Here is a 22,981-nt window from a genome sequence, read left to right on the forward strand (position 1 = left end):
GGACGATGGCGGCACGACCGGCGCCGGACGCGCTGCCCGCGCGACCGCGGACGCCGTCCCTGCTCTACGCGGTCAAGCAGGTGGAGCTCGCCGTGCGGGCCCACCTCGACGAGCTGCTGCGGACGTCGGGCACGACCGTGCTGCAGTACACGGCGCTGACCGTGCTGGCCCGGCGGGACGGGTTGACGACGGCCGAGCTGGCCCGCAACTCGTTCGTCACGCCACAGGCCATGGGCGAGCTGGTGACCGCCCTGGAGCGCCGCGGGCTGATCGAGCGGCGGCCGGACCCGGGCAACCGCCGTCGGTTGCTGATCAGCCTCACCGGGGCGGGCGCGGAGCTGCTCGCGGGGCTGGACGAGCCGGTGCGCGGGCTCGAGGAGCGGATGGTGTCCGCGTTCACCGCCGACGAGCGGGCGGCGTTCGCCGACCACCTCAACCGCGCCCGGGCCGCGCTGGCCGCCGAGCCGGCGCGCTGACCGGCCGGCGCCGGGTCAGCTCCGGGCGAGCGCGTCGTCCGGGACGACGTCGAGGACGTCGGCGACGACCGCCCGCGCCTCGTCGTCGAGCTCGGCGTGCAGGCCGAGGAACAGCCGCTGGGCCCGCTCGGCAGGCCACCCCTCCGGCAGGTGCTGGACCGGCAGCCGCGGGTCCTGCCGGATCACCCGCAGCCAGTCGGTCTGCAGCGCCAGCTGCCGGGCCAGGGCGTCGGGGAGCTCCGGGCGCCGCTCGGGCGCCTCCCAGCGCTCGAGGAACCCGCGGTAGCGCGCGGCGATCGCGTCGAGGTCCCAGGCGTCGCGCACCATCGCGTCGACGTCCGTCGGCGGCAGCGCGCGGGCGGTGAACACCCGGATGTGGGCGGACAGGCCCGGGTTCCCGGCCACGGCGGAGACGTCGGCGCCGGACGGCGCGACCCAGAGCCCGCCCTGGAGCGGGCCGAACCCGGCCCACAGCAGCCGCGACCGCAGCTCGTGCCGCTGGCTGCGCTGCGCATCGGGCAGGGAGAACCCGAGGAGGGTCCAGGCGCCGTCCCAGTGGGTGTTGACCGCGCCGACCCGCCAGACGCGGGTCTCGCCGTCCCGCAGGACCTCGCGCGACCGCGGGGTCAGCCCGAGGTACACCTGGCGGCCCTGCCGCACCCGGCGCAGCAGGTCGCGGCGGGCCATCCGGCTCAGCGTCGAGCGGACGGCGTGCTCGGAGACGCCGACGCGGCCGAGGACCTCCAGGACGCTGCCGGTGGAGACGGCCACGCCGCGGCCGAGCACGTAGCCGCCGAAGAACGTCAGGAGGAGCGACTGCGGGCGCGGCGCACCGGCCGGCTCCCGGTCCTCGTCCTCCGGCGCATCGACGCCTGGCACCACCATGTCGATCACTGTAGATCCGCGGGGATGTTGGGCAGTTCGTTGACGGCAGCCACGGTTCTGCCTAGTCTCGCTCCCGCATGTGACCCATGTGACTCCGGACGACCGCCGTCTCCGCCCCTCCCCAGACAGGCCACTGCAGATGACTCCTCCCCAGCAGCGCCACGCCCGGCTCCAGCTCCGCCGCGCCGTGCTGTCCAGCTACCTCGGCAGCGTGATCGAGTACTACGACTTCCTGCTCTACGCGACGGCGTCCGCGGTCGTGTTCAACCAGGTCTTCTTCTCCGACCTCGACCCGCTGGCCGGCACGGTCGCCAGCTTCGGCACCCTCGCCACCGGCTACCTCGCGCGGCCGCTCGGCGGTGCCGTCTTCGGCCACTTCGGCGACCGCATCGGCCGCAAGCGGATGCTGATCCTCACGATGGCGCTGATGGGCGTGGCCAGCGTGCTCATCGGCGTGCTGCCGTCCTACGCCACGATCGGCGTCTGGGCCCCGGTCCTGCTGGTGCTGCTGCGCGTCGCGCAGGGCATCGCGGTCGGAGGTGAGTGGGGCGGCGCGGTGCTGATGTCGGCCGAGCACGCCACGTCCCGGCGCGGCCTGTGGGCGAGCTTCACCAACGCCGGCGCCCCCAGCGGCATGGTCCTCTCCACCGTGGTCCTGGCCCTGGCCGCCGGTGCGACCGGCGAGGAGGGCTTCCTCGCCTGGGGCTGGCGGATCCCGTTCCTGCTCAGCGCCGTGCTGCTGGCCGTCGGCCTGTTCGTGCGGGCCAAGGTCGAGGAGACGCCGGTCTTCGTGGAGGCGGCGCGCGCCGCACCGGCCCGGCCGCCGCTGTTCGAGGTGCTGCGCAAGCACCCGCGCAACCTGCTGCTGTCGATCGGCGTCGGCTTCGGAGCGTTCGTCGCGCAGGGGACGCTGACGACCTTCGTGATCGCCTACGCGGTGGGCGCCGGCTTCCCGCGGCAGACGGTCCTCAACGCCCTGACGCTGTCCTCGATCGCGGCCGTCGCCGGCATCATCGGCTTCTCGGCCCTCTCCGACCGGCTGGGCCGCCGCCCGGTCGTGCTGACCGGCGCGCTGGCGATGGCGGTGTGGAGCTTCCTGCTCTTCCCGCTGATCGACAGCGGCTCGGCCCTCCTGCTCACCGTCGCGGTCGTCGTCGGACAGGGCATCGTGCACGCGGCCATGTACGGCCCGCTCGCGGCGCTCTACACCGAGCTGTTCAGCACCCGGGCCCGCTACACCGGGGCCTCGCTGGGCTACCAGATCGCGGGGACCGGCGCCGGCCTGGCCCCGGTCGTCTTCGCCTCGGTGCTCAGCGGGGGCGGGAGCACCCTCACCGTCTCGTCGATCATCGCGGCGTCGCTGCTGGTGACCGTCGGCTGCCTGCTGGCCCTGCGGGAGACCGCCGGTGCCGACCTCACCGCGGACCCGGAGCAGCAGCCGTCCACCGACCGGGTGCTCGCGCGCTGAGGTCCGCAGCCTGCTGAGCCGTCCGCACGGAGCGGCCGGGCCCGGGGTCCCGGGTCCGGCCGCCGCGCGTGGGGGCCGGCGTCCCGTCACCGGGCCCTCCTGCTGCTCCCCGACGATCGGGCCACGGTCGCTGCGGAGGCCGACATCGACCGGGCCGACAGGTCTAGGCGACCCGGCGGTTCCGGTGTCCCATGACCCCATGCCTCCCGAACGCGTGGCCGTCGGGACCGGCCCGCTGCGGCCCGAGGACGTGGTCCGCGTCGCCCGGGACGGGTGCGGGGTCCGACTGACCGCCGAGGCCCTCGCGGAGATCGCCCGGAGCCGCTCCGTCGTCGACGCCCTGGCCGGGGACGACCGGCCGCACTACGGCGTGTCCACCGGGTTCGGGGCGCTGGCCACCCTGCACATCCCGGTCGAGCAGCGCGGCCGGTTGCAGCGCAGCCTCGTCCGTTCCCACGCCGCGGGATCCGGGCCCGAGGTCGAACGCGAGGTCGTCCGGGCCCTCATGCTGCTGCGGCTGTCCACCCTCGCGACCGGCCGCACCGGCGTCCGGCCGGAGACCGCCCGGGCCTACGCGGCCGTGCTCGACGCCGGACTCGCCCCGGTCGTGCACGAGTACGGCTCGCTCGGGTGCTCCGGCGACCTGGCCCCGCTGGCCTCGGTCGCGCTCGCCCTCACGGGGGAAGGGTGCGTCCGGGACGGCGCCGGTGTGCTCCGCCCGGCCGCCGAGGCCCTGCGCGAGCACGGCATCGAGCCGGTGGAGCTGGCCGAGAAGGAGGGGCTCGCGCTGGTGAACGGGACCGACGGCACGCTCGGCATGCTGGTCCTGGCCCTCGCCGACCTGCGCCGCCTGCTGACGACGGCCGACGTCGCCGCGGCCATGAGCGTCGAGGCCCTGCTCGGCACCGACGCCGTGTTCGCCGCGGACCTGCAGGCGCTGCGCCCGCACCCCGGGCAGGCGGCCTCGGCCGCCAACCTGCGCATGCTCCTGAGCGGCAGCGGCGTGGTGGCCAGCCACCGCGGGCCCGGGTGCACGCGGGTGCAGGACGCCTACTCGCTGCGCTGCGCACCGCAGGTGCACGGCGCGGCCCGCGACACCGTCGCCCACGCCGCCGCGGTCGCGGGCCGCGAGCTCGCCGCGGCCATCGACAACCCGGTGGTCACCCTCGACGACCGCGTGGAGTCCAACGGCAACTTCCACGGCGCGCCGGTCGGCTACGTCCTCGACTTCCTCGCGATCGCGGCCGCCGACGTCGCCGGCATGAGCGAGCGGCGCACCGACCGGTTCCTGGACGTGGCCCGCAGCAACGGACTGCCGCCGTTCCTCGCCGACGCTCCCGGGGTCGACTCCGGGCACATGATCGCCCAGTACACCGCGGCCGGGATCGTCAGCGAGCTCAAGCGGCTCGCCGTCCCGGCCAGCGTCGACACCATCCCCTCCTCGGCGATGCAGGAAGACCACGTCTCCATGGGCTGGGCCGCCGCGCGCAAGCTGCGGCGCGCGATCGACGGCCTCACCCGCGTGCTCGCCATCGAGATCCTGACCGCGGCCCGCGCCCTCGACCTGAGGGCACCGCTGCGACCGGCCCGGGCCACGGCCGCGGTGCGCGACGCCGTCCGCGCGGCCGGCGTCGACGGGCCCGGACCGGACCGGCACCTGGCCCCGGAGATCGAGGCCGTCGTCGGCCTGGTAGCCGACGGAGCCCTGCTCCGGGCCACCGACCTGCCCCTGAGCTGACCCGCCGAGACGAGGAGAGCCCTCATGGACGGAGCACGACCGGTACGGGCACCGCGCGGCACCACCCTCACGGCCCGGAGCTGGCAGACGGAGGCGCCGCTGCGGATGCTGCAGAACAACCTCGACCCCGACGTGGCCGAACGGCCCGACGACCTGGTCGTCTACGGCGGCACCGGTCGTGCCGCCCGCGACTGGCGCAGCTTCGACGCCATGGTGCGCACGCTGACGACCCTCGCCGACGACGAGACGATGCTGGTGCAGTCCGGCCGGCCGGTCGGCGTCCTGCGCACGCACGAGTGGGCGCCCCGGGTGCTGATCGCCAACTCCAACCTGGTGGGCGACTGGGCCACCTGGCCGGAGTTCCGACGCCTCGAGCACCTCGGCCTGACCATGTACGGGCAGATGACCGCCGGCTCGTGGATCTACATCGGCACCCAGGGGATCCTGCAGGGCACCTACGAGACGTTCGCCGCCGTCGCCGCGAAGCGCTTCGGCGGCACCCTCGCCGGCACGCTCACCCTGACCGGGGGCTGCGGCGGCATGGGTGGTGCCCAGCCCCTGGCGGTGACCCTGAACGGCGGCGTCTGCCTGGTGGTCGACGTCGACGCGGCGCGGCTGCACCGGCGGGTCGAGCACCGGTACCTCGACGAGGTGGCCGACGACCTGGACGACGCCGTCGCGCGCTGCCTGGCCGCGAGGCGCGACCGGCGGGCCCTGTCGGTCGGGCTGGTCGGCAACGCCGCCACGGTGGTCCCCGAGCTGCTGCGCCGGGGCGTCGAGGTCGACGTCGTCACCGACCAGACCTCGGCCCACGACCCGCTGAGCTACCTCCCGGAGGGCGTGGACCCCGACGACTGGCACGGCTACGCCGAGGCCAAGCCGGAGGAGTTCACCGACCGGGCCCGGGCGTCGATGGCGAAGCACGTCGAGGCGATGGTCGGGTTCCTCGACGCCGGGGCCGAGGTCTTCGACTACGGCAACTCCATCCGGGACGAGGCCCGCCAGGGCGGCTGCGACCGGGCGTTCGCCTTCCCGGGATTCGTGCCGGCCTACATCCGGCCGCTGTTCTGCGCGGGCAAGGGTCCCTTCCGCTGGGTCGCCCTGTCCGGGGACCCGGCCGACATCGCCGCGACCGACCGCGCCGTCCTCGACCTGTTCCCGGACGACGACCACCTGCAGCGCTGGATCCGGGCCGCCCGGGACAGGGTCGCCTTCCAGGGCCTGCCGGCCCGGATCTGCTGGCTGGGGTACGGCGAGCGCGATGCCGCCGGCGCGCGGTTCAACGACATGGTCGCCTCCGGGGAGATCACCGCACCGATCGTCATCGGCCGCGACCACCTCGACGCCGGGTCCGTCGCCTCCCCCTACCGGGAGACGGAGGCCATGGCCGACGGATCGGACGCCATCGCCGACTGGCCGCTGCTCAACGCGCTGGTCACCACCGCGTCCGGCGCGACCTGGGTGTCCGTCCACCACGGCGGCGGCGTCGGCATGGGCCGATCCCTGCACGCCGGCCAGGTCAGCGTCGCCGACGGCACGGAGCTGGCCGCCCGGAAGCTGGCGCGGGTGCTGCGCAACGACCCCGGCACGGGCGTGCTCCGGCACGCCGACGCCGGCTACGAGGCGGCCGCGCAGGTCGCGGAGGAGCGGGGCCTGCGGATCCCGATGGCGGAGGAGCCGGGCGGGTGAGCGGGTTCGACGCCATGTGGTCGGACCTGGCGCCGGTCGGCCGGCACCCGGCGACCGGCGGCTACCGCCGGTACGCCTGGACGCGCACCGACGCCACGCTGCGCGAGTGGTTCCGCGGCGAGGCCTCGGCGCGCGGGCTGGACGTCGCGCCCGACCGGGCCGGCAACCTCTGGGCCTGGACGGCGGACCCGGACGCCGGACCACCGGGCCTGGTGATGGGCAGCCACCTGGACTCGGTCCCCGACGGGGGCGCGTTCGACGGACCGCTGGGCGTGGTGTCGGCGTTCGCCGCGCTGGACCTGGTCCGGGCCCGGGGCCTCTCGCCGCGGCGCCCGCTGGGCGTCGTCTGCTCCAGCGACGAGGAGGGCGCCCGCTTCGGCGTCGCGTGCGCCGGGTCGCGGCTGCTCACCGGCGCGCTCGACCCCGACCGGGCGCGGCGGCTGACCGACGACGACGGGACCACGCTGGCCGAGGCGGTGTCCGCGGCGGGCTGGGACCCGGGCAGCCTCGGCCGCGACGACGAGGCCCTGCGCCGGATCGGCACGTTCCTCGAACTGCACGTGGAGCAGGGCCGTGGGCTGGGCGACGGCGACGCGCCGGTCGGGATCGCCACCGCGATCCGCCCTCACGGGCGCTGGCGGCTCGACCTGCCCGGCCGCGCCGACCACGCCGGCACGACCCGCCTCGAGGACCGCCGCGACCCGCTGCTGCCCCTCGCCGCCGTCATCCGCGCCGCGCGGGACGCCGCCGCGGCGCACGGCGTCCTCGCCACCGTCGGGAAGGTGCTGGTCACCCCGAACGCGGTCAACGCGATCCCCTCGGCGGTGACGGCGTGGCTGGACGCCCGCGGCCTGCCCGAGGCCGCCGTGCGGGCGGTGGTGGCCGAGGTGGGCGCCTCGGGGGGTGTCGACCCGGTCGAGGAGTCCTGGACCCCGGCGACCGCCTTCGACCCGGACCTGCGCGACGTGGTGGCGGCCGCCGCGGGGGGCGACCGGGGACCGGCACCGCTGCTCGCCACCGGCGCCGGCCACGACGCCGGGATCCTGGCCGCAGCCGGCGTCCCCTCCGCGATGGTGTTCGTCCGCAACCCCACGGGGGTGTCCCACTCCCCCGCCGAGCACGCGGAGCGCGACGACTGCCTCGCCGGTGCCGAGGCCCTGGCCCGGACCGTCGAGGCACTGGCGTGAGCGGGCGCGCGCCGACGCCCGGGCACGGCACGGCCTTCTGGTGCGAGCACGCCTGGCTCGCGGACGCGGTCGTGGCCGGCGTGCGGGTGGTCGTGCACGGCGGGCGGATCACCGACGTCACCTGCACTCCGGTCGCGGCCCCCGGCGACTCGCGGCTGCGCGGCGTCGTGCTGCCCGGCTTCGCGAACGCGCACTCGCACGCGTTCCACCGGGCCCTGCGCGGACGCACCCACGACCGGGCCGGAACGTTCTGGACCTGGCGGGAGCGCGTGTACGGCCTCGCCGCCCGGCTCGACCCCGACCGGCACCTCGCCCTGGCCCGCGCCGCCTACGCCGAGATGGCGCTCGCCGGGGTCACCTGCGTCGGCGAGTTCCACTACCTGCACCACCCGCCCGGCGGCGGTCGGTACACCGACCCGAACGCCATGGGCGAGGGACTGGTCCAGGCGGCAGCCGACGCCGGAATCCGGCTGACCCTGCTCGACGCCTGCTACCTCGCCGGCGGGCTCGACGGAGGCGGACACCGGCCCCTCGACGAGGTCCAGGTCCGGTTCGCCGACGGGGACGCCGAGGCCTGGGCCGCGCGGACCGAGCTGCTCCCGGAGCGGGACGGCGTCCGGGTCGGAGCCGCCGTGCACTCCGTGCGAGCCGTACCGGCGGCGCACCTGCCCACCGTCGTGCACGCAGCCGGCGGGCGCCCCCTGCACGTGCACCTCTCCGAGCAGCCCGCGGAGAACGAGGCCTGCCTGGCCCACTACGGCACGACGCCCACCGGGCTGCTGGACGAGCAGGGGGTCCTCGGTGCGTCGACCACCGCCGTGCACGCCGTCCACCTCACCCGGGACGACGTCGCGACGCTCGGGCGCACCGGGACGGGGGTCTGCGCCTGCCCGAGCACCGAGGCCGACCTCGCCGACGGGATCGCGCCCCTCCGGGAGCTCCGGGACGCCGGCTCGCCGCTCAGCCTGGGCAGCGATCAGCACGTCGTCACCGATCTGCTGGCCGAGGCCCAGCTGCTCGAGGAGCACGAGCGGCTGCGCAGCTCCGAACGCGGCCGCTTCGCCCCGGCCGGGCTCGTCGCCGCGCTGACCCTCGACGGGCACCGCGCCCTCGGCTGGCCCGATGCCGGTCGCATCGCCCCGGGCCGGCGGGCCGACCTGGTGGCCGTCCGGCTCGACAGCCCGCGGACGGCCGGGTCCGCACCGGCCCAGCTGCCGATGGTGGCGGGCGCCGCGGACGTGCACACCGTGGTGGTCGACGGCCGGGTCGTCGTCGCCGAGGGCAGGCACGTGCTGGGCGACGTCGGCCGCCTGCTCGCGGCGGCCATCGGGCCCCTGTGGGACGACGCATGAGCACCCTGGTCACCGGCATCGCCGAACTGGTCACCAACGACCCCTCCCGGGGCACGGGCCCGCTGGGCCTGGTCGCCGACGCGGCGGTGGTCGTGGCGGACGGCGCCGTCGCCTGGACCGGGTCGCAACGCCGGGCACCGGCCGCCGATGCGTCGATCGACGTCGGTGGCCGGGCGGTCGTCCCGGGCTTCGTCGACAGCCACACCCACCTGGTCTTCGCCGGCGACCGGGCCGCGGAGTTCGAGGCCCGGGTGTCGGGCGCGCGCTACGACGGCGGCGGCATCGCGGCCACCGTCGCCGCGACCCGCGCCGCCTCCGACGACACCCTCCGCAGCCGGCTGCGCGGGCTGGTGGCGGAGATGCGTCGCCAGGGCACGACGACCGCGGAGGTCAAGAGCGGCTACGGGCTGACCGTCGAGGACGAGGCGCGCTGCCTGCGGCTGGCCGCGGAGGTCACGGCCGAGACCACGTTCCTGGGCGCGCACGTGGTGCCGGCCGAGTACGCCGGCCGCCGCGAGGACTACGTCGCCCTGGTCACCGGTCCGATGCTCGCGGCGTGCGCCCCGTTCGCCCGGTGGATCGACGTCTTCTGCGAGCCGGCCTCGGCGCACGCCTTCGACGGCGACGCGGCGCGCGCCGTGCTGGAGGCCGGCCTGTCCCGGGGCCTGCAGCCGCGGGTGCACGCCAACCAGCTCTCGGCGGGCCCGGGTGTGCGGCTCGCGGTGGAGCTCGGCGCGGCCAGCGTCGACCACTGCACCCACCTGACCGACGCCGACGTCGACGCCCTCGCCGACGGCGGCACGGTCGCGACCCTGCTGCCCGGTGCCGAGTTCTCCACCCGCTCGCCCTATCCCGACGCCCGGCGGCTGCTGTCGGCGGGGGTCCCGGTGGCCCTGGCCACCGACTGCAACCCGGGCACCAGCTTCACGTCGTCGATGCCGTTCTGCATCGCGCTCGCCGTGCGCGAGATGGGGATGACCCCGGCCGAGGCGCTGTGGGCGGCGACCGCCGGCGGCGCGGCGGCGTTGCGGCGGCCGGACGTCGGGCACCTCGGTCCCGGTGCGCGGGCCGACCTGGCCGTCCTCGACGCGCCGTCCCACCGGTACCTGGCCTACCGCCCCGGCGTGCCGCTCGCCCGGGCGCTCGCCCCGGACGACAGCGGGCGGCCGGCCGCCCCCTGAGGTGCGAATGCCGGCCGCCGGGACCCGTGGGCACCGGGGTGCGGCGGTCGGCGTCGCGGCTCAGCGGCGGATCAGAGCCGGTACACCCGCCGGGCGTTCTCGTGGCCGATGAGGCGCACCACGCGCTCGGCGTCGGACCGCGCCCACTCGCCGTCCCGCACCCACTGCCCGACCACCCGGCTGATGCCCCGTCGCCACAGCAGCGCACCGAGCAGGTGCAGCTCGCTGGGGCCCCAGGCGTCCGACGAGTACAGCTGCTTGGTGAAGGGGGCGACCTCGAGCGACTCGGCGACGATCTGCGCGCTCTGGCTGCCGGAGTAGAAGAGGCCGAGGCCGACGTCGAAGTAGACGTTGTCGAACACCTGGGCCAGGTAGCCCGCCTCGCGGTGGTACGGGTAGTTGTGCAGCAGCATCACCGGGACGCCGGTCGGCTCCACGCGGCGCAGCCAGGGCATGAGCAGCAGGGGGTTGGCCCGGTGCAGGTCCAGGTCGGGGTCGCCGTACCCGCTGTGCAGCTGCAGGGGCAGGCCGCGGTCGACACCGCACCACAGCAGGTGGCGCAGGAGCACCGGGTCCTCGACCCGGACCCGGCCGGAAGCCGAGCCGAGGAGTCGGTCGACGGCCTCGACGACCTCGCCCTCGCCGGGGCGTGCCGGGTCGACGTCGAAGCCGGCGCGGTAGGCGATGATGCTCTTGGTGCCGACCGCCGCGCGGGTCGCCTCCCCCAGCACGGACGGGTACTCCGCGACGAAGGCGCGCCCCGAGTCCACCTCCCCGAGCAGCCTCTCGGCCAGGGTCTCGAGCCGGACGACCTCGTGCGCGGCCGCGCCGGCGGCCTCGGCGTGCTCCGCGGGGGTCAGGACGGCGTCCCCGAGGTACCCCGTCTCCACCAGGTAGGTGTCGGTGCCGGCCGCTCCGAGGAACCGCCGGTTGACCTCGTCCTCCCCCAGCTCGCACCGGCGCGCCCAGTACTCCTCCGCGGGCGCGTGCGGCTGCAGGTCCAGCAGCGGGGCGCACCAGCGCCGGATGGCGAAGCCGACCTGCGAGTCGAACGCGGTCCCCGCCGAGTGCGGTCTGGGCCCCTCGGTGATCATCGACTCGTAGGTCGGCCGGTCGACCGCCGCCCGCAGCGCGCCGTGCACGTGGTGGTCGACGAGGGGGAGGTCGGCCACCACCTCGTCCAGCGGCCCGGGGTGTGCGTGCCGGTCCACGGTCACCATCCTGCGTAGGGCGCGACCTGGGCGTCGCTGACCCGGCCGGCGGCCGCGTCCTCGATGCCCTGCGCGAGCAGCTCCACGGCGCGGTCCACCTCGTCGTCGGTGACCACCAGCGGCGGCGTGACCTCCAGGACGTTTCCGCCGACGTAGAAGACGACGCCACCGAGCTCCCACACCCGGTAGACGGTCTTCGCCGCGAGCGCGGGGTCGCGGCGGCAGCTGGCCCGGTCGGTCACGAGGTCCACGCCGATGGCCAGTCCGCGCCCCCGCACGTCCCCCACGACGTCGAGGTGCGCGGTGGCCTCCCGCAGGCCCCGCCGGAGCCGCTCGCCGGCCCGCGCGGCCCGCTCCACCAGCCCCTCCGCCCGGTACGTGGCGAGGACCGCCCGGGCGACGGCGGTGCTGTAGGGGTTGCCCGCCTGGGTAAGCAGCGCGGACGCACCGGGCTCGTCGAGCACCGTCGCCGGGCCGACCGCGGCGGAGATGGGCACGCCGGCGCCCAGCGACTTGCCGAAGGTGACGACGTCGGGGGTGATCCCGTCGTGCTCGAACGCGTGCCACGTCCCCGGCCGGCCGAGGCCGACCTTGACCTCGTCGCAGATCAGCAGGGTGCCCGCCGCGGCGCACCGGGCGGCGACCTCGGCGAGGAAACCGTCGGGCGGCACGACCAGGCCGCCGTCGGACAGGATCGGCTCGACCACCAGGCAAGCGACGTCCTGGCCGGCCAGCGCCTCGTCGAGGGCGGCGAGGACCTGGCCGTGGCGCTCGGGCTCCCGGTACGGATCCGGGTAGGGCGTGAAGCGGACCTGCTCGTCCGCGGCGACGCTGCCGGCCTCGACGTGCACGCCCGAGGCCTTCATCGCCACCCCGATCCCGCCGTGGTAGCTGTGCTCGAAGGCGAGCACCCCGGGGCGGCCGGTGGCGTGGACGGCGCTGCGGATGGCCACGTCGTTGGCGTCGGACCCCGCGTGGCCGAAGTACACCCGCCGGTCCCCGGTGCCGGGGGTGAGCTCGAGCAGCTCCTCGGCCAGCGCGACGGCGTCCTCGTGGACGGCGCTGAGTGCACCCGCTCCGGGCGGCGCCGCCGCCGCCCGGAGCAGGGCGTCCCTCACCGCGGGGTGGCCGTGCCCCAGACCGCACGCGGTCCAGGTCGCCGACAGGTCCAGCAGCCGGCGTCCGCCGGCCTCGACCAGCCAGGATCCCTGCCCGGCCTCGAGCGCCAACGGGAAGAAGCGCAGCTTCTCGACCCCGGCGACGACCCGGTCGCGCTCGTACAACCGCCGTGCGGTCCCGTGCATCAGCGGGCCTCGGTGTCGGCGAACGTGGCGTCCCTGTCGACGTCCTCGAGCTCCCGGGTCAGCGAGGCCCCGATCCGCTGGGCCAGGCCGCCGGCGAAGGCGGCGACCAGGAGGCCGACCACGACCCAGCCGATGGCCACGAAGGCCGGCGACAGGCCGCTGGCGTCCTTCACGCTGTAGACGATGACGACCACGATGAACAGGCCGCCCAGGGCAGGGAGCACGAGCTCGGCGGGGTTGAGCGTGACCTGCCCCCTGCGCCACGCGGCGAACACCGCCAGCTCGACCAGCAGGTAGGCGAACAGCAGGCAGGTCGCCCCCACGACGGCGAAGAAGAAGTACGCGTCGATGGCGGCGTCACCGGTGCCCATGACCGGCCAGCCGGTCAGCCAGGTGACCAGGTTGACGACGATGCCGACACCGGCCATGGCCAGGACGGCGTTGCGCGGGATCCGGTGGGTCGGGTCGATCCGGGCGAACTGGCGGGGACCGAAGCCGTCGCGCGCCAGCGCCATCGCCAGCCGCGCCGAGGCCATCACCGAGGAGAGGTTCGAGGCGAACGCCGACAGCACGGCCGTCACCAGGAGCAGCAGGGCGAACCAGTGCCCGACGAAGCCCTCGCCCAGGTCGCCGAGGGTGTTCCCGGAGCCCTGGAAGGCGGCCAGGCCCTCCTCGTCGGTGCCGAAACCGATCGTCTGGGCGAACATGACGACGACGAACAGCACGCCGGTGAGCAGGACGGAGCCGAAGAGCGCGCGCGGGATGTTGCGGCGGGGGTTGTCGGTCTCCTCGCCCAGCGCGGCACAGGCCTCGAAGCCGGCCCAGGAGAGGAACGCGGCGACGACCGCGGCGAGCACGGCGCCGAGCCCGATGCCCTCCGGCGTGAACGTGGAGAGGTCGACGCCGGTCGACTCCGCGCCGCCCTGGCCGAGGACCGCGATGACCAGGACCAGCATGGCGGCGATGCCCACGCCCTCGATGGCGAGCAGCGAGCGCGACACCGTCGTGGTGTCGCGGGTGTTCATGTAGCCGGTGACGAGCAGGCAGAGGATGGCCGCGATGCCGTAGCCGAGGCTGGTGCCCCCACCGGTGAGCGACGCGAGCAGCGCGTTGAGGAAGGCCCCGAACACCGCCGCCGTGCAGATCGTGAAGAACAGGTACGTGCCGAAGAGCGCGAAACCGGCGACGAAGCCGGCCCGCGGCCCGAGCGTCGCGCCCACCAGCGCGTAGGCGCTACCGGCGTGGTTGTACCGCTGGGTCAGCCGGATGAACCCGTAGGCGACCAGCGCGACGCCGATGAAGCCCAGCAGGAACACGAGCGGGACGGCCTTGCCGACCGTGCCGATGATGCCCTGGCCGTTGCCGGCCATGGCCAGCGTGGGACCCATGAGGCCGAGTGAGAGCGCGAGCGCCTCCCACAGTCGCAGCTTCCGCTTGGCCATGACACTCCTCGTTTCGGACGGGTGGTGCGCCGGTGTGGTGCGGACAGGTGCTCCGGGCGACGGCGTCTCAGGAGGACCAGGCGAACCTGGTCAGGGCGTGGGCGTCCTCGTCCTGGAACAGCGCGGACTCGTACCGGCGGACGGCGAGGACGGCGGCGTGCAGCTCCGGGCCCAGGACGGCGCGGGCCGCGGCGCTGCGCGCGAACAGCTCGATGCGGGTGGCCGCGTCGCTCGGGAGCGGCACCACCGCCGCTGCCCGCGCCTCCTCGGGCGACAGCTGCGTCGGGTCGACGTCGACGGCGGAGGGCAGGTCCAGCCCCCGCTCGATGCCCTCGGCGGCGAAGCCGAGGACCAGGCCGGTCGCGAGGTAGCTGTTGGCACCGGAGTCCACGCACTTGACCTCGACGTTCGCGCCGTGGGGGTTGCCGTTGTTCGCGAGCAGCAGGCGGACGGCGGCCTCGCGGTTCTCGACGCCCCAGCAGGCCGACGCCCCGGACCAGTGGCCCGGCTGCATGCGCTCCCCGGAGACGACGGTGCCGGCCAGCACGGCGATGCCGCCGGGCAGGTCGCGGACGATCCCGGCGACGGCCGAGGCGCCCTCGGCGGTCAGGCCCTCGGCCAGCGGACCGCCGGTGAACAGCGGGATCCCGTCCCGGGTGAGGGAGACGTGCATGTGGGCGCCGTTGCCCGAGCCGCCGGGGAAGGGGACCGGGGAGAAGGTGACCCGGAGCCCGTGCTCCCGGGCGACCCGGCCGAGGACGGCCCGGGCGAGGAGCACGTCGTCGGCGGCGCGGACCGGGTCGCGCGGCGGCAGGGAGAGCTCGAACTGCCCGAGCCCGTACTCGGCGTGGACCTGCTCGACCGGGACGCCGGCGGCGTCCAGCCGCTCGCACACGTCCGCGGCGAACCCGCTGAGCTCGCTGTACACGCCCGCCCCGTAGCAGGGCCAGCCGTGGCGCTCCCCCAGCGGCCGCCCGGCCTCGTCCAGCAGGCCGAACTCCAGCTCGTTGCCGACCAGGGCCTCGAGGCCGAGCGCCGCCAGCCGGTCGACCTGGCGCCGGGCGACGCTGCGCCAGCAGTACGGGGACAGCTCGCCGTCCTGGTCCCGCACGTCCGCGGGGGCCCAGCCGAACCCGGAGTCCAGCACGACCGCCCGCTCGAGGTCCGCGGTCAGCCGCAGGTCCCCGACGACGCCGACCTCGGGGGTCATCGCGATGCCGTTGTCGACGCAGAAGACCGGCCAGGTCAAGGAGGCGCCCATGCCCGAGCGGGCGAAGGACTCGATCCGCCGCGCCGGGACGGTCTTGGCCCGGATGACCCCGCCGCTGTCGCTCACGACACCGGTCAGGGTGCGCAGGCCGGCCTCCCGCAGACGCTCGGCGTGCACCTCGATGTCACGGCGGTGGGTGTCACGGCGGTCGATGTCACGGCGGTGGACCGACGACCCGGTCGGAGGGACCACTGGCACTTGACGCGTCCGTTTCGTGAGGGCAATTCTCCATGCCTATGTAACCTCTGTTACACAGCCGCGCCTTTATACCGGCTCTCCAACGGCGTTGAGAAGGGGTGTTGTCGACGTGTGTCGGTTGCTGGGATACGTGTCCGAGGGGCCGGAGTCCGCGGTGGAGGGCCTCGGCGCCAAGGGGTTCCAGACCTTCACCTCGCTGTCCGCCCTGCACGGGGACGGCTGGGGGATGGCGTGGTCCCGGCCGGGCGGCACCGGGATCGAGACCGCCACCTCACCCATGTCGGCCGCTGACGACCCGGCCTACTCCGAGTTGGCGGGGCGGGCCCTGGGCTCGGCCGGGCTGGTGCACCTGCGCTGGGCCACGGACGGGCTCGCCGTCCACCCCATGAACACCCACCCGTTCAGCGACGGCACCCACGCGCTGGCGCACAACGGCAGCATCGCGCCGGTCGACGCGCTGGAGGGCCTGCTGTCGGAGGCCGGCCGGGCCCGGCTGCGGGGCACCACCGACAGCGAGCGCTACTTCCGTCTCGTCCTGCAGTGCATCGAGGCCGACGGCGACGAGCGGGCCGGCCTGGTCCACGCGGTCGGGTTGCTGCACGACCACTTCCCCGGGGCCAGTCTCAACGCGCTCTTCCTGACCCCGACGCACCTGTACGCGGTGCACGTCAACAGCCAGGCGGCGACCCCGCTCGACGACCTCCGGGAGCTGTTCGGGTCCGACGACGCCATGCCGCACGGGCACGCCGCCGCGTACTTCGACATGGCGTACCGGGTCTCCCCCACCGCGGTGCACGTGATCTCCAGCGGTCTGCCGGACGAGGGGTGGACGCCGGTCCCGAGCGACAGCATCCTGGCCATCGACCTGGCCTCCCGTGAGGTCGAGGTGCTCGCCCCCCGGATCGTGGCCTCCGGGCGGTGACCCGGTGTCGATCGGTGACGCCCTGAAGGCGGACCTGTCGTCCTTCAGCCCCCAGGAACGGCGGGTGGCGCGGGTCCTGCTCGCCGACTACCCCCGGGCGGCGCTCGGCACCAGCGCGGAGCTCGCGGCGGCCGCCGGGGTGAGCCCGCCGACGGTCGTCCGCTTCGCCCGGAGCCTCGGCCACTCGGGGTTCCCCGCTCTCCAGCAGGCGTTGCTCGACGAGCTCTCCGAACGCGTGGCGTCCCCCCTGTCCCTCTACGAGGACAGCCGGGCCGACCGTGCCGAGGGGCACTGGCTCGACCGCGGGGTCCGGGTCGCGACGGGCTCGATCACGCAGTCCCTGACCGCCATCCCCACGGCTGAACTCGACGCCGCGGTCGCCCTCCTGGCCGATCCCCGGATGCGGATCAGGGCCGTGGGTGGCCGGTTCTCCGGCCACCTGGCCGGCTACCTCGTGCGCCACCTGCGACAGATCCGCACCAACGTCTCGGCGCCGGACGGCGGGCAGACGCTCGACGCGGCGGACGTGATCGACGCCGACCGGCGGGACGTCGTCGTCGTGTACGACTTCCGGCGGTACCAGACGTCGACGGTGCAGCGCGCGACCGAGCTGGCCGCCGCCGGTGCGCACATCGTCTGCATCACCGACGAGTGGCTCTCCCCCGTCGCCCAGGCGGCCGAGGTCGTCCTGCCCACCTCGGTGCGCTCCACGGGCGCCTTCGACTCCGCTGCGGCCGCCTTCGTGCTCACCGAGCTGCTGGTGGACGCCGTCCTCGACCGGCTCGGACCGGCCGCCGTCGAGCGCATGCGCCGGTGGGAGGCGGCCAGCGCCCACGAGGTGCTGGCCTGAGGCGAGCCCGGCCAGGGGTGGCTCCTCGACGGTCGGCGCGGCGCCGGGATCGTCCTCCGACCGGCGGGAGGCGTGGGCGCGCGTAGCGGGTCGCCCCTCGGACACCGCCCCACCCCGGTGCGCTCGCGGGTCGGGAGCCCGGGGTGGTGGCGCACCTGGGCCGGGCCCGCCGCACGGGAGGCTGCCCTGTATCAGGTGCGAGGTCATCGGCCTCTACTGCGTGCACGGTGCTGCGGCTCCTCGCCGGGTGGGGCTCGAGCGGACGGGCTCCCTGTCCGGTCGGGGTGGGCGCACCGTGCGCCGGCACCCCGTCGACGGAGTCAGGAGAGACCGATGGCGAGCCTGATCGCGAGAGTCACGTCCACGAGCCCGCGGGCCCCGCTCGCCCGGCTCCTCACCGCCCCCCTCGGGCTGGACGTGTGGGAGGTCAAGCCCGACCACCTGGTGCTGCAGGCCGACGAGGCCCAGGCCGCCCGGCTGGAGGCGATGGGGTACGGCGTCGAGCAGGTGCAGATGCTCGAGCCCTACCTGTCGGCCTTCGCCACGGACGCCGCCGCGACCGGCTACCACTCGGTGGCCAGCCTGGAGGAGGACCTGCGGCGCCTGGCCGAGGAGCACCCGGAGATCGCCGAGCTGCACCAGATCGGGCGCAGCGTCGAGGGCCGCCCGCTGTGGGCCCTGCGCATCGGGGAGCGCCGCGGCAGCACCCGCAAGGTCGCCGTCCTCGGCTGTCACCACGCGCGGGAGTGGCTGGCCGTCGAGGTCCCCTACCTGCTCGCCGAGCACCTGCTCGAGAGCTCGTCGTCCGACCCCGTGCAGCGGTGGTTGCAGCAGGGCGAGGTCTGGGTGGCGCCGATGGTGAACCCGGACGGACACGAGTACTCGCGCGTCGACCACCGGCTGTGGCGCAAGAACCGGCGCCCGAACCGGGACGGCAGCGTCGGCGTCGACCCGAACCGCAACTACGGCTACATGTGGGGCTCGCTCGACGTCAGCACCTCCAGCCACGTCCCGTCCGACCAGACGTACGTCGGCCCACGGGCCTTCTCCGAGCCCGAGGTGCGCGCGGTGCGGGACCTCGTCGCCCGCGAGCGCTTCAGCGGCGTCCTCAGCTACCACAGCTACTCGCAGCTGATCCTGTACCCGTGGGGGTACACGGCGGAGCCGATCGAGGACCGGGACGACTTCGCCGAGCACCGCGACCTCGCCCAGGACATGGAACAGCTGATCCGGAAGGTGCACGGCAGGACCTACGTCGCGCAGCAGTCCTCGGAGCTGTATCCGACGGCGGGTGACACCGCCGACTGGACCCACGGCGAGTACGACGCGGTGTCGTTGACCATCGAGCTGCGCCCCGCCTCCGCGGAGGAGGGCGGGTTCATCGTGCCGTCCAGCGAGATCCAGCCCTGCTGGGAGGAGAACCGGCCCGCGGCGTTCGGGTTCATCCAGCACGTCCTCGAGCGGCCGGAGGGCTGACCGGTCGTGGCTCTCCCGGACCGCACCGGCAGCGCCGCGACGGGGTCGGCCGCGGCCCCGGGCCGGTGAACGCGGGGAGAGGCGACGAGCCGGTGGTCGCCCGCGTGGTGCCGCTGGCAGGCGGCAGCGTCGCGGAGCTGCTCGGCATGTCCCTGGGACTCGACGTCTGGGAACGCCACGCCGACTTCCTCGTCGTCGCCGCGCCCGAGAGCCGGCTCGGCGAGCTGGAGCGGCGGCGGCTGGCCCGGGTCGACCGCTGGGCCACAGCGGCGGACTACGTGGCACGGATGCAGACCCGGCCACCGGCCGAGGACGGCGGGGCGGAGCCCCCGGAGGACGACGAGCAGCCCGGGTGACGGCGACCCGGTGACCACGGCAGTCCGGGGTCACCGGTCCACGAACGCCGGTCCTGGCCTGCCGATCCGGAGCTGCCGCGCACCGGCTGCCGACGCCGGGAGGTGGTGCGGGGATCCGCGTGGGTCGACGCCCGACACCTCGTGCCGGCGGGGTGCTGCGTGGCCGACGTCATCCGGCTGCGGTCCCCCAGGACAGCGTGTCGTCGGGCCGGAGCGGGCCTCGGGCACGACCGTGGTGGAGACGGCCGACGAGATCCTGCGGAGGTCGGCCACGACCCGGCGCAGCGCGTCGTTCCCTCGCTCCAGTCCGGCCGGGTGCGCTCAGCGGTGGTCGGGTCCGATCAGTACCTCCCGCCTCGTTCCAGTCGGACGTTGCTGTCGGACCACCAGTACGGGGTCGTCGATCCGTCTGCTCGTCTCAGGATGGCCAGGGCCATCCCGGTCGCAGGCCCGGGCCGGAACTCGCCGTACTCGGACTGCGCCCTCGTCTTCCACTCCGTACCACCCTCCCTCCTGGCGGCCGCGCTGTCGAAGTCCGCGTCGTCCAGCACGGCTGTGGCGGCAGCCCCCGTCCCGTCACCGTCCGACTGCCAGAGCCAGACGTACATCTTCCACAGCGTCTGGTCCTCCCCGAGTTCGAGAGGACCGCGGAGCCAGATGCCCCTCTCCGCGTCGATCGTCAGCACCCGGTTGAAGTTGCCTCCGGCTGACGCCATCGCGTCACCGCCAATCCGAGCCCCGCGGCTCACAGGTGTGCCTGTACGCAGTGGTCCCCGCGCACAGCATGGCCATCATGTCCACTTGCCGAGTTCCTCGAGCCGCCGTCGGGTTGCGGCTGCGGCGATGACGTTCCCCTTCACCTCGTAGAGACGCAGCGCCTCCGAGGCAGCGGTGACGGCTCCGTCGCCTCTGCGGGAGGCTTCGAGCACGTGTGACAGGTCGAGCAACGCGTCGGCCCGGTGGTTGAGGAAGTCGGTCGCCCCGGCGATCGTCACCGCCTCGCGCGCCAGCTCCTCGGCCTCCTGGAGTTCCGCACGCCTGGTGAGCACGCGCGCGCGGACCCCGCGCCAGAGGACCTGCGACAGCAGGTCGGTGGGCCCGGCCAGTCGGGCGCTGAGGTCTGCGAGGTCCTCCGCCTCCGCGTCGCGCCCCTGTTCGAAGATCGCTCGCGCGAGGAAGGCGGCGGTCGTCGGGAGGAACATGCGCTCCCCCATCTCCTCGAGCGCGCGACATCCCGTGCGCAGGCTCTCCTCGGCCGCTGCCGGGTTGCCCGCGAGCAGCTCGATGACGGCCTCGTTCTGGGACGTCGCCGCATTCAGGGTGAGGCCGAGGTCCGCGTAGGCGGCGTTGCTCGTCGCCAGCAGCCGACGGGCGAGGTCGAAGCGGCCGAGCATCGCGTGCAGGCCGGCGAGGTGACGGAGGATCGCCGCCTCGGACTCCGGACTCTCGCGCACCTCCTCGCGCATCGCCTCGCAGCGGCGCACACCCTCGTCGGCGGGTGTCGGACCGAACCACAGCGAGGACGCGACCCACGTCAGGATCTCGTCCCGCACATGACGAGCCCCTGCCTCGTGCGCATGCGCGGCTGCGCGCTCCCACGCCGCTGCTGCTGCCTCGGCACGGGCCTCGTTCCAGTGGAGCCAGGCCTCGAGCCGCCGTGCACGGCACAGGCCGAGGTCGTCCCCACAACGCTCGAAGACCGGGATCACCCGGGCCATCGCCCGAGCGGCGTCCTCGGCCCCGCCCTCCTCGACGTGGAGCAGCCGCAGGAACTGCTGCTGGACCAGCACGTGCGACGCCGCGCACGCGTCGTCCCCGGTGGCAGCCAGCCGCTCCGCCTCGTCGAGCACGCGCGCGGCCTCGGCCAGCCGGCCGCGCTCGATCATCGCGGCGCCGAGCTCGGCGAGCACCAGCGGCCGCCTCGGGTCCTCGGGCCGGAGCAGCCCCGTCACCCGCTCGAGCAGGCCGATGCCCGCAGGCAGGTCGCTGCGGGCCAGCGCCCGCCGTCCTGCCGCCTCGAGCCGCTCGGACGCCCGTGCAGCGAGCGAGGCGGCACGCGAGTCGACCGATCCGACTGCGACCCGGTACCGGAAGGCCTGTTCGAGGTGGTACCCGACGATCTCCTCGAACTCGCGCAGGCGCGAGCGGTCAGCAGCCATCGCCTCGAGCCAGCCCGCGTAGCGCTCGTGCAGGTCGGCCCGATCGCCCTTCGGCAGTGAGCGGTAGGCGGCATCGCGGATCAGACCGTGCCGGAAGCGGTAGGCCTCCTCGCCGGCGAAGTCCGCCGCGTTCCGGCGGATCAGGTCCCGGTGGACCAGCGTCTGCAGACCGTCGTCGAGCGCCGCGTCGAGCGCGCGGTGGGCGAGCTCTCCGACGGCACCCCGGTGGAACACCACCCCCTCGACCGCCGCGGTCGTCAGGATCGCCCGCTGGTCGGCGGGGAGACCCTCCAGACGGGCGGCGAGGAGCGCGTGGATCGTCGAGGGAACGGGCAGTTCGGAGAGGTCCGACGGGGCGACCCAGCGGTCGTCCTCGCGCACGAGCAGCCCGTCGTCGACGAGCATCGCCACGAGCTCCTCCGCGAAGAGCGCGTTGCCCTCGGCCGAGCCCGCGATCACGGAGGCGGCGGCGGGCGGCACGGGCGCGCGGCCCAGCAGGTTGGACACCAGCTCGCGGCACTCCGCCTCGCTCAGTGGCTCGAGCAGGATCGACGTCGCGTTGGGCTTGCGGCTCCCCCAACCCGGGCGGGTCTCCAGCAGATCCCTCCGGGCGATGCAGACGAGCAGGATCGGGAACCCGCGCGAGAAGTCTGCGACGTGCTGCACCAGGTCGAGGAAGGTCGGCTCGGCCCAGTGGAGGTCGTCCACCACGACGACGAGCGGCCCGGCTCGCGCCAGCGCCTCGAACAGCCTCCGGACCGCCCAGAAGGTCTCCTCGTTCGTCCCTCCTCCCGCGCTGCCGAGCCCGAGCGTCTCGGCCACGCGCTGGGCGATCAGCTGGGCCTTCTCCTCCCCGGCGAGCTCTCCCGCGGCGAGCCGCGCCGCGATCGTGGCCGCGGACTGCTCGTCGGGCTCCACCCCCTTGGCCCGGGTGATCCCGCGGACGATCTCCGCCAGGGGCCAGTAGGTGATCCCCTCGCCGTAGGGCAGGCAGTGACCGTGCAGGACCACGACGTCGCGGCCGAGACCGGCCGTGAACTCCCGCACGAGCCGCGACTTCCCCACGCCGGCGTCGCCGAGCACGGTCAGCACGTGGCAACTCCTCTGGCTGACCGTCCGGCCGAACACGGTCCTGAGCACGGAGCGCGGGCCCTGTCGCCCGATGAACGGGGACTCGAAGTGGCGCGCGAGGCCGGGGGCGTGCGCGCGGGCGTGCCTGACGACCAGGGCGTCGACCACCTCTCCGTGCTTGAGGGCGCGTGGCCCGCTCGGTTCGACGTCGACCGCGTCGCGCACCAGCCTGTGCGTCGACCTGCCGATCAGGATCTCGTTCGCCCGTGCTGCCTCCTCGAGGCGCTTGGCGACGTTCACGGCCTCTCCGGTGACGACCAGGTGTCCCTGCCGGTGGTCACCGGAGATCACCTCGCCGGTGTTGACGCCGATCCGGCTGGCCAACCGGACGCCCCAGCCGGCCTCGAGATCGCGGTTGAGGATGGTGAGCCTGTCGCGCATCTCGACGGCTACCCGCACCGCGCGCAGGGCGTCGTCCTCGTGGAGGGTCGGTACGCCGAACACCGCCATGATCGCGTCGCCGATGTACTTCTCCACGGTTCCGCCGTGCTTGCCGACGATGGCGCTCATCTCGCCGAAGTAGCGCGCGAGCAGGTTCCGGAGCGCTTCCGGGTCGAGGGTCAGGCTCAACCGGGACGAGTCGACGAGGTCGGCGAAGAGGATCGTGACCGTCTTGCGGACGTCCGGTGCGGGCGGCCTCGCTCCGGGGCCGACCGGAGCGAGGGGAGTCGCCACCGACACGACGC

At 74.8% G+C, this 22,981-nt stretch carries 18 protein-coding genes; 11 read left to right on the forward strand and 7 right to left on the reverse strand.

What is annotated here, in order from left to right; genetic code table 11:
* The first annotated feature begins 5 nt into the window (after nt 1-5).
* Complete coding sequence (locus ACI79G_RS04590) at nt 6-476, forward strand: MarR family winged helix-turn-helix transcriptional regulator (protein ID WP_456879959.1); 471 nt, start codon at nt 6-8, stop codon at nt 474-476.
* A 15-nt stretch (nt 477-491) separates the two neighbouring features.
* Here the strand turns inward: ACI79G_RS04590 and ACI79G_RS04595 are convergent, their stop codons facing one another.
* A complete protein-coding gene (locus tag ACI79G_RS04595) occupies nt 492-1,361 on the reverse strand; it encodes a PaaX family transcriptional regulator (protein ID WP_456879960.1) in 870 nt (289 codons plus the stop codon).
* A 139-nt stretch (nt 1,362-1,500) separates the two neighbouring features.
* Between ACI79G_RS04595 and ACI79G_RS04600 the strand changes: the two genes are divergently transcribed.
* The 6 genes from ACI79G_RS04600 to hutI all read left to right on the forward strand — a co-directional run bounded on the left by ACI79G_RS04600 (nt 1,501) and on the right by hutI (nt 9,976).
* On the forward strand, nt 1,501-2,829 hold the full coding sequence (locus ACI79G_RS04600) for an MFS transporter (protein ID WP_456879961.1): 1,329 nt from the start codon (nt 1,501-1,503) through the stop codon (nt 2,827-2,829).
* A gap of 199 nt (nt 2,830-3,028) precedes the next feature.
* On the forward strand, nt 3,029-4,567 hold the full coding sequence (gene hutH, locus ACI79G_RS04605; RefSeq protein ID WP_456879962.1) for a histidine ammonia-lyase: 1,539 nt from the start codon (nt 3,029-3,031) through the stop codon (nt 4,565-4,567).
* Nucleotides 4,568-4,591: 24 nt separating this feature from the next.
* The gene (gene hutU / locus ACI79G_RS04610; RefSeq protein WP_456879963.1) at nt 4,592-6,256 is read left to right on the forward strand and encodes a urocanate hydratase; all 1,665 of its coding nucleotides are present in this window, start codon (nt 4,592-4,594) and stop codon (nt 6,254-6,256) included.
* Nucleotides 6,253-7,443 (forward strand): allantoate amidohydrolase, encoded by a 1,191-nt coding sequence (locus tag ACI79G_RS04615; protein ID WP_456879964.1) that lies wholly within the window; start codon nt 6,253-6,255, stop codon nt 7,441-7,443. Before hutU ends, ACI79G_RS04615 begins: the two co-directional genes overlap by 4 nt.
* Complete coding sequence (locus ACI79G_RS04620; RefSeq protein WP_456879965.1) at nt 7,440-8,795, forward strand: formimidoylglutamate deiminase; 1,356 nt, start codon at nt 7,440-7,442, stop codon at nt 8,793-8,795. Before ACI79G_RS04615 ends, ACI79G_RS04620 begins: the two co-directional genes overlap by 4 nt.
* Nucleotides 8,792-9,976, forward strand: coding sequence for an imidazolonepropionase (hutI, locus tag ACI79G_RS04625; protein ID WP_456879966.1), 1,185 nt, complete (start codon nt 8,792-8,794; stop codon nt 9,974-9,976). Before ACI79G_RS04620 ends, hutI begins: the two co-directional genes overlap by 4 nt.
* A gap of 71 nt (nt 9,977-10,047) precedes the next feature.
* Here the strand turns inward: hutI and ACI79G_RS04630 are convergent, their stop codons facing one another.
* The 4 genes from ACI79G_RS04630 to ACI79G_RS04645 form a co-directional block, all read right to left on the reverse strand.
* Nucleotides 10,048-11,187, reverse strand: a complete 1,140-nt coding sequence (locus ACI79G_RS04630; RefSeq protein WP_456879967.1) for an amidohydrolase family protein — start codon at nt 11,185-11,187, stop codon at nt 10,048-10,050.
* Between the two features lie 2 nt (nt 11,188-11,189).
* Nucleotides 11,190-12,491 carry an aspartate aminotransferase family protein gene (locus tag ACI79G_RS04635; RefSeq protein WP_456879968.1) on the reverse strand — a complete coding sequence of 434 codons (1,302 nt, stop codon included), beginning with the start codon at nt 12,489-12,491 and terminating at the stop codon, nt 11,190-11,192.
* Nucleotides 12,491-13,933: an APC family permease gene (locus tag ACI79G_RS04640; protein ID WP_456879969.1), complete on the reverse strand. Its 1,443-nt coding sequence runs from the start codon at nt 13,931-13,933 to the stop codon at nt 12,491-12,493. Before ACI79G_RS04640 ends, ACI79G_RS04635 begins: the two co-directional genes overlap by 1 nt.
* Before the next feature lie 67 nt (nt 13,934-14,000).
* Nucleotides 14,001-15,401: a glutamine synthetase gene (locus ACI79G_RS04645; RefSeq protein ID WP_456879970.1), complete on the reverse strand. Its 1,401-nt coding sequence runs from the start codon at nt 15,399-15,401 to the stop codon at nt 14,001-14,003.
* Nucleotides 15,402-15,510: 109 nt separating this feature from the next.
* On the opposite strand from ACI79G_RS04645, the gene ACI79G_RS04650 reads away from it, so the two are divergent.
* From ACI79G_RS04650 to ACI79G_RS04665, 4 genes are all read left to right on the forward strand, one after another.
* Nucleotides 15,511-16,323 (forward strand): class II glutamine amidotransferase, encoded by an 813-nt coding sequence (locus ACI79G_RS04650; RefSeq protein WP_456879971.1) that lies wholly within the window; start codon nt 15,511-15,513, stop codon nt 16,321-16,323.
* 4 nt (nt 16,324-16,327) lie between these two features.
* Entirely contained in the window at nt 16,328-17,173 is an 846-nt protein-coding gene (locus tag ACI79G_RS04655) for a MurR/RpiR family transcriptional regulator (RefSeq protein WP_456879972.1), read from the forward strand.
* A gap of 333 nt (nt 17,174-17,506) precedes the next feature.
* The gene (locus ACI79G_RS04660; RefSeq protein WP_456879973.1) at nt 17,507-18,649 is read left to right on the forward strand and encodes a M14 family metallopeptidase; all 1,143 of its coding nucleotides are present in this window, start codon (nt 17,507-17,509) and stop codon (nt 18,647-18,649) included.
* A 92-nt stretch (nt 18,650-18,741) separates the two neighbouring features.
* A complete protein-coding gene (locus ACI79G_RS04665) occupies nt 18,742-19,005 on the forward strand; it encodes a hypothetical protein (protein ID WP_456879974.1) in 264 nt (87 codons plus the stop codon).
* A 341-nt stretch (nt 19,006-19,346) separates the two neighbouring features.
* Here the strand turns inward: ACI79G_RS04665 and ACI79G_RS04670 are convergent, their stop codons facing one another.
* Nucleotides 19,347-19,691, reverse strand: a complete 345-nt coding sequence (locus ACI79G_RS04670) for a hypothetical protein (RefSeq protein WP_456879975.1) — start codon at nt 19,689-19,691, stop codon at nt 19,347-19,349.
* Nucleotides 19,692-19,796: 105 nt separating this feature from the next.
* The gene (locus ACI79G_RS04675) at nt 19,797-22,970 is read right to left on the reverse strand and encodes an ATP-binding protein (protein WP_456879976.1); all 3,174 of its coding nucleotides are present in this window, start codon (nt 22,968-22,970) and stop codon (nt 19,797-19,799) included.
* Nucleotides 22,971-22,981 lie beyond the last annotated feature (11 nt).

The organism is Geodermatophilus sp. SYSU D00779 (genome assembly GCF_054050595.1).

What these genes read in the sequence shown, in the direction of transcription:
- ACI79G_RS04660 (WP_456879973.1), top strand. Translation starts at nt 17,507, where the DNA reads ATGGCGAGCCTGATCGCGAGAGTCACGTCCACGAGCCCGCGGGCCCCG.
- ACI79G_RS04600 (WP_456879961.1), top strand. Translation starts at nt 1,501, where the DNA reads ATGACTCCTCCCCAGCAGCGCCACGCCCGGCTCCAGCTCCGCCGCGCC.
- ACI79G_RS04635 (WP_456879968.1), bottom strand. Translation starts at nt 12,491, where the DNA reads ATGCACGGGACCGCACGGCGGTTGTACGAGCGCGACCGGGTCGTCGCC.
- hutU (WP_456879963.1), top strand. Translation starts at nt 4,592, where the DNA reads ATGGACGGAGCACGACCGGTACGGGCACCGCGCGGCACCACCCTCACG.
- hutI (WP_456879966.1), top strand. Translation starts at nt 8,792, where the DNA reads ATGAGCACCCTGGTCACCGGCATCGCCGAACTGGTCACCAACGACCCC.
- hutH (WP_456879962.1), top strand. Translation starts at nt 3,029, where the DNA reads ATGCCTCCCGAACGCGTGGCCGTCGGGACCGGCCCGCTGCGGCCCGAG.
- ACI79G_RS04595 (WP_456879960.1), bottom strand. Translation starts at nt 1,361, where the DNA reads ATGGTGGTGCCAGGCGTCGATGCGCCGGAGGACGAGGACCGGGAGCCG.
- ACI79G_RS04640 (WP_456879969.1), bottom strand. Translation starts at nt 13,933, where the DNA reads ATGGCCAAGCGGAAGCTGCGACTGTGGGAGGCGCTCGCGCTCTCACTC.
- ACI79G_RS04590 (WP_456879959.1), top strand. Translation starts at nt 6, where the DNA reads ATGGCGGCACGACCGGCGCCGGACGCGCTGCCCGCGCGACCGCGGACG.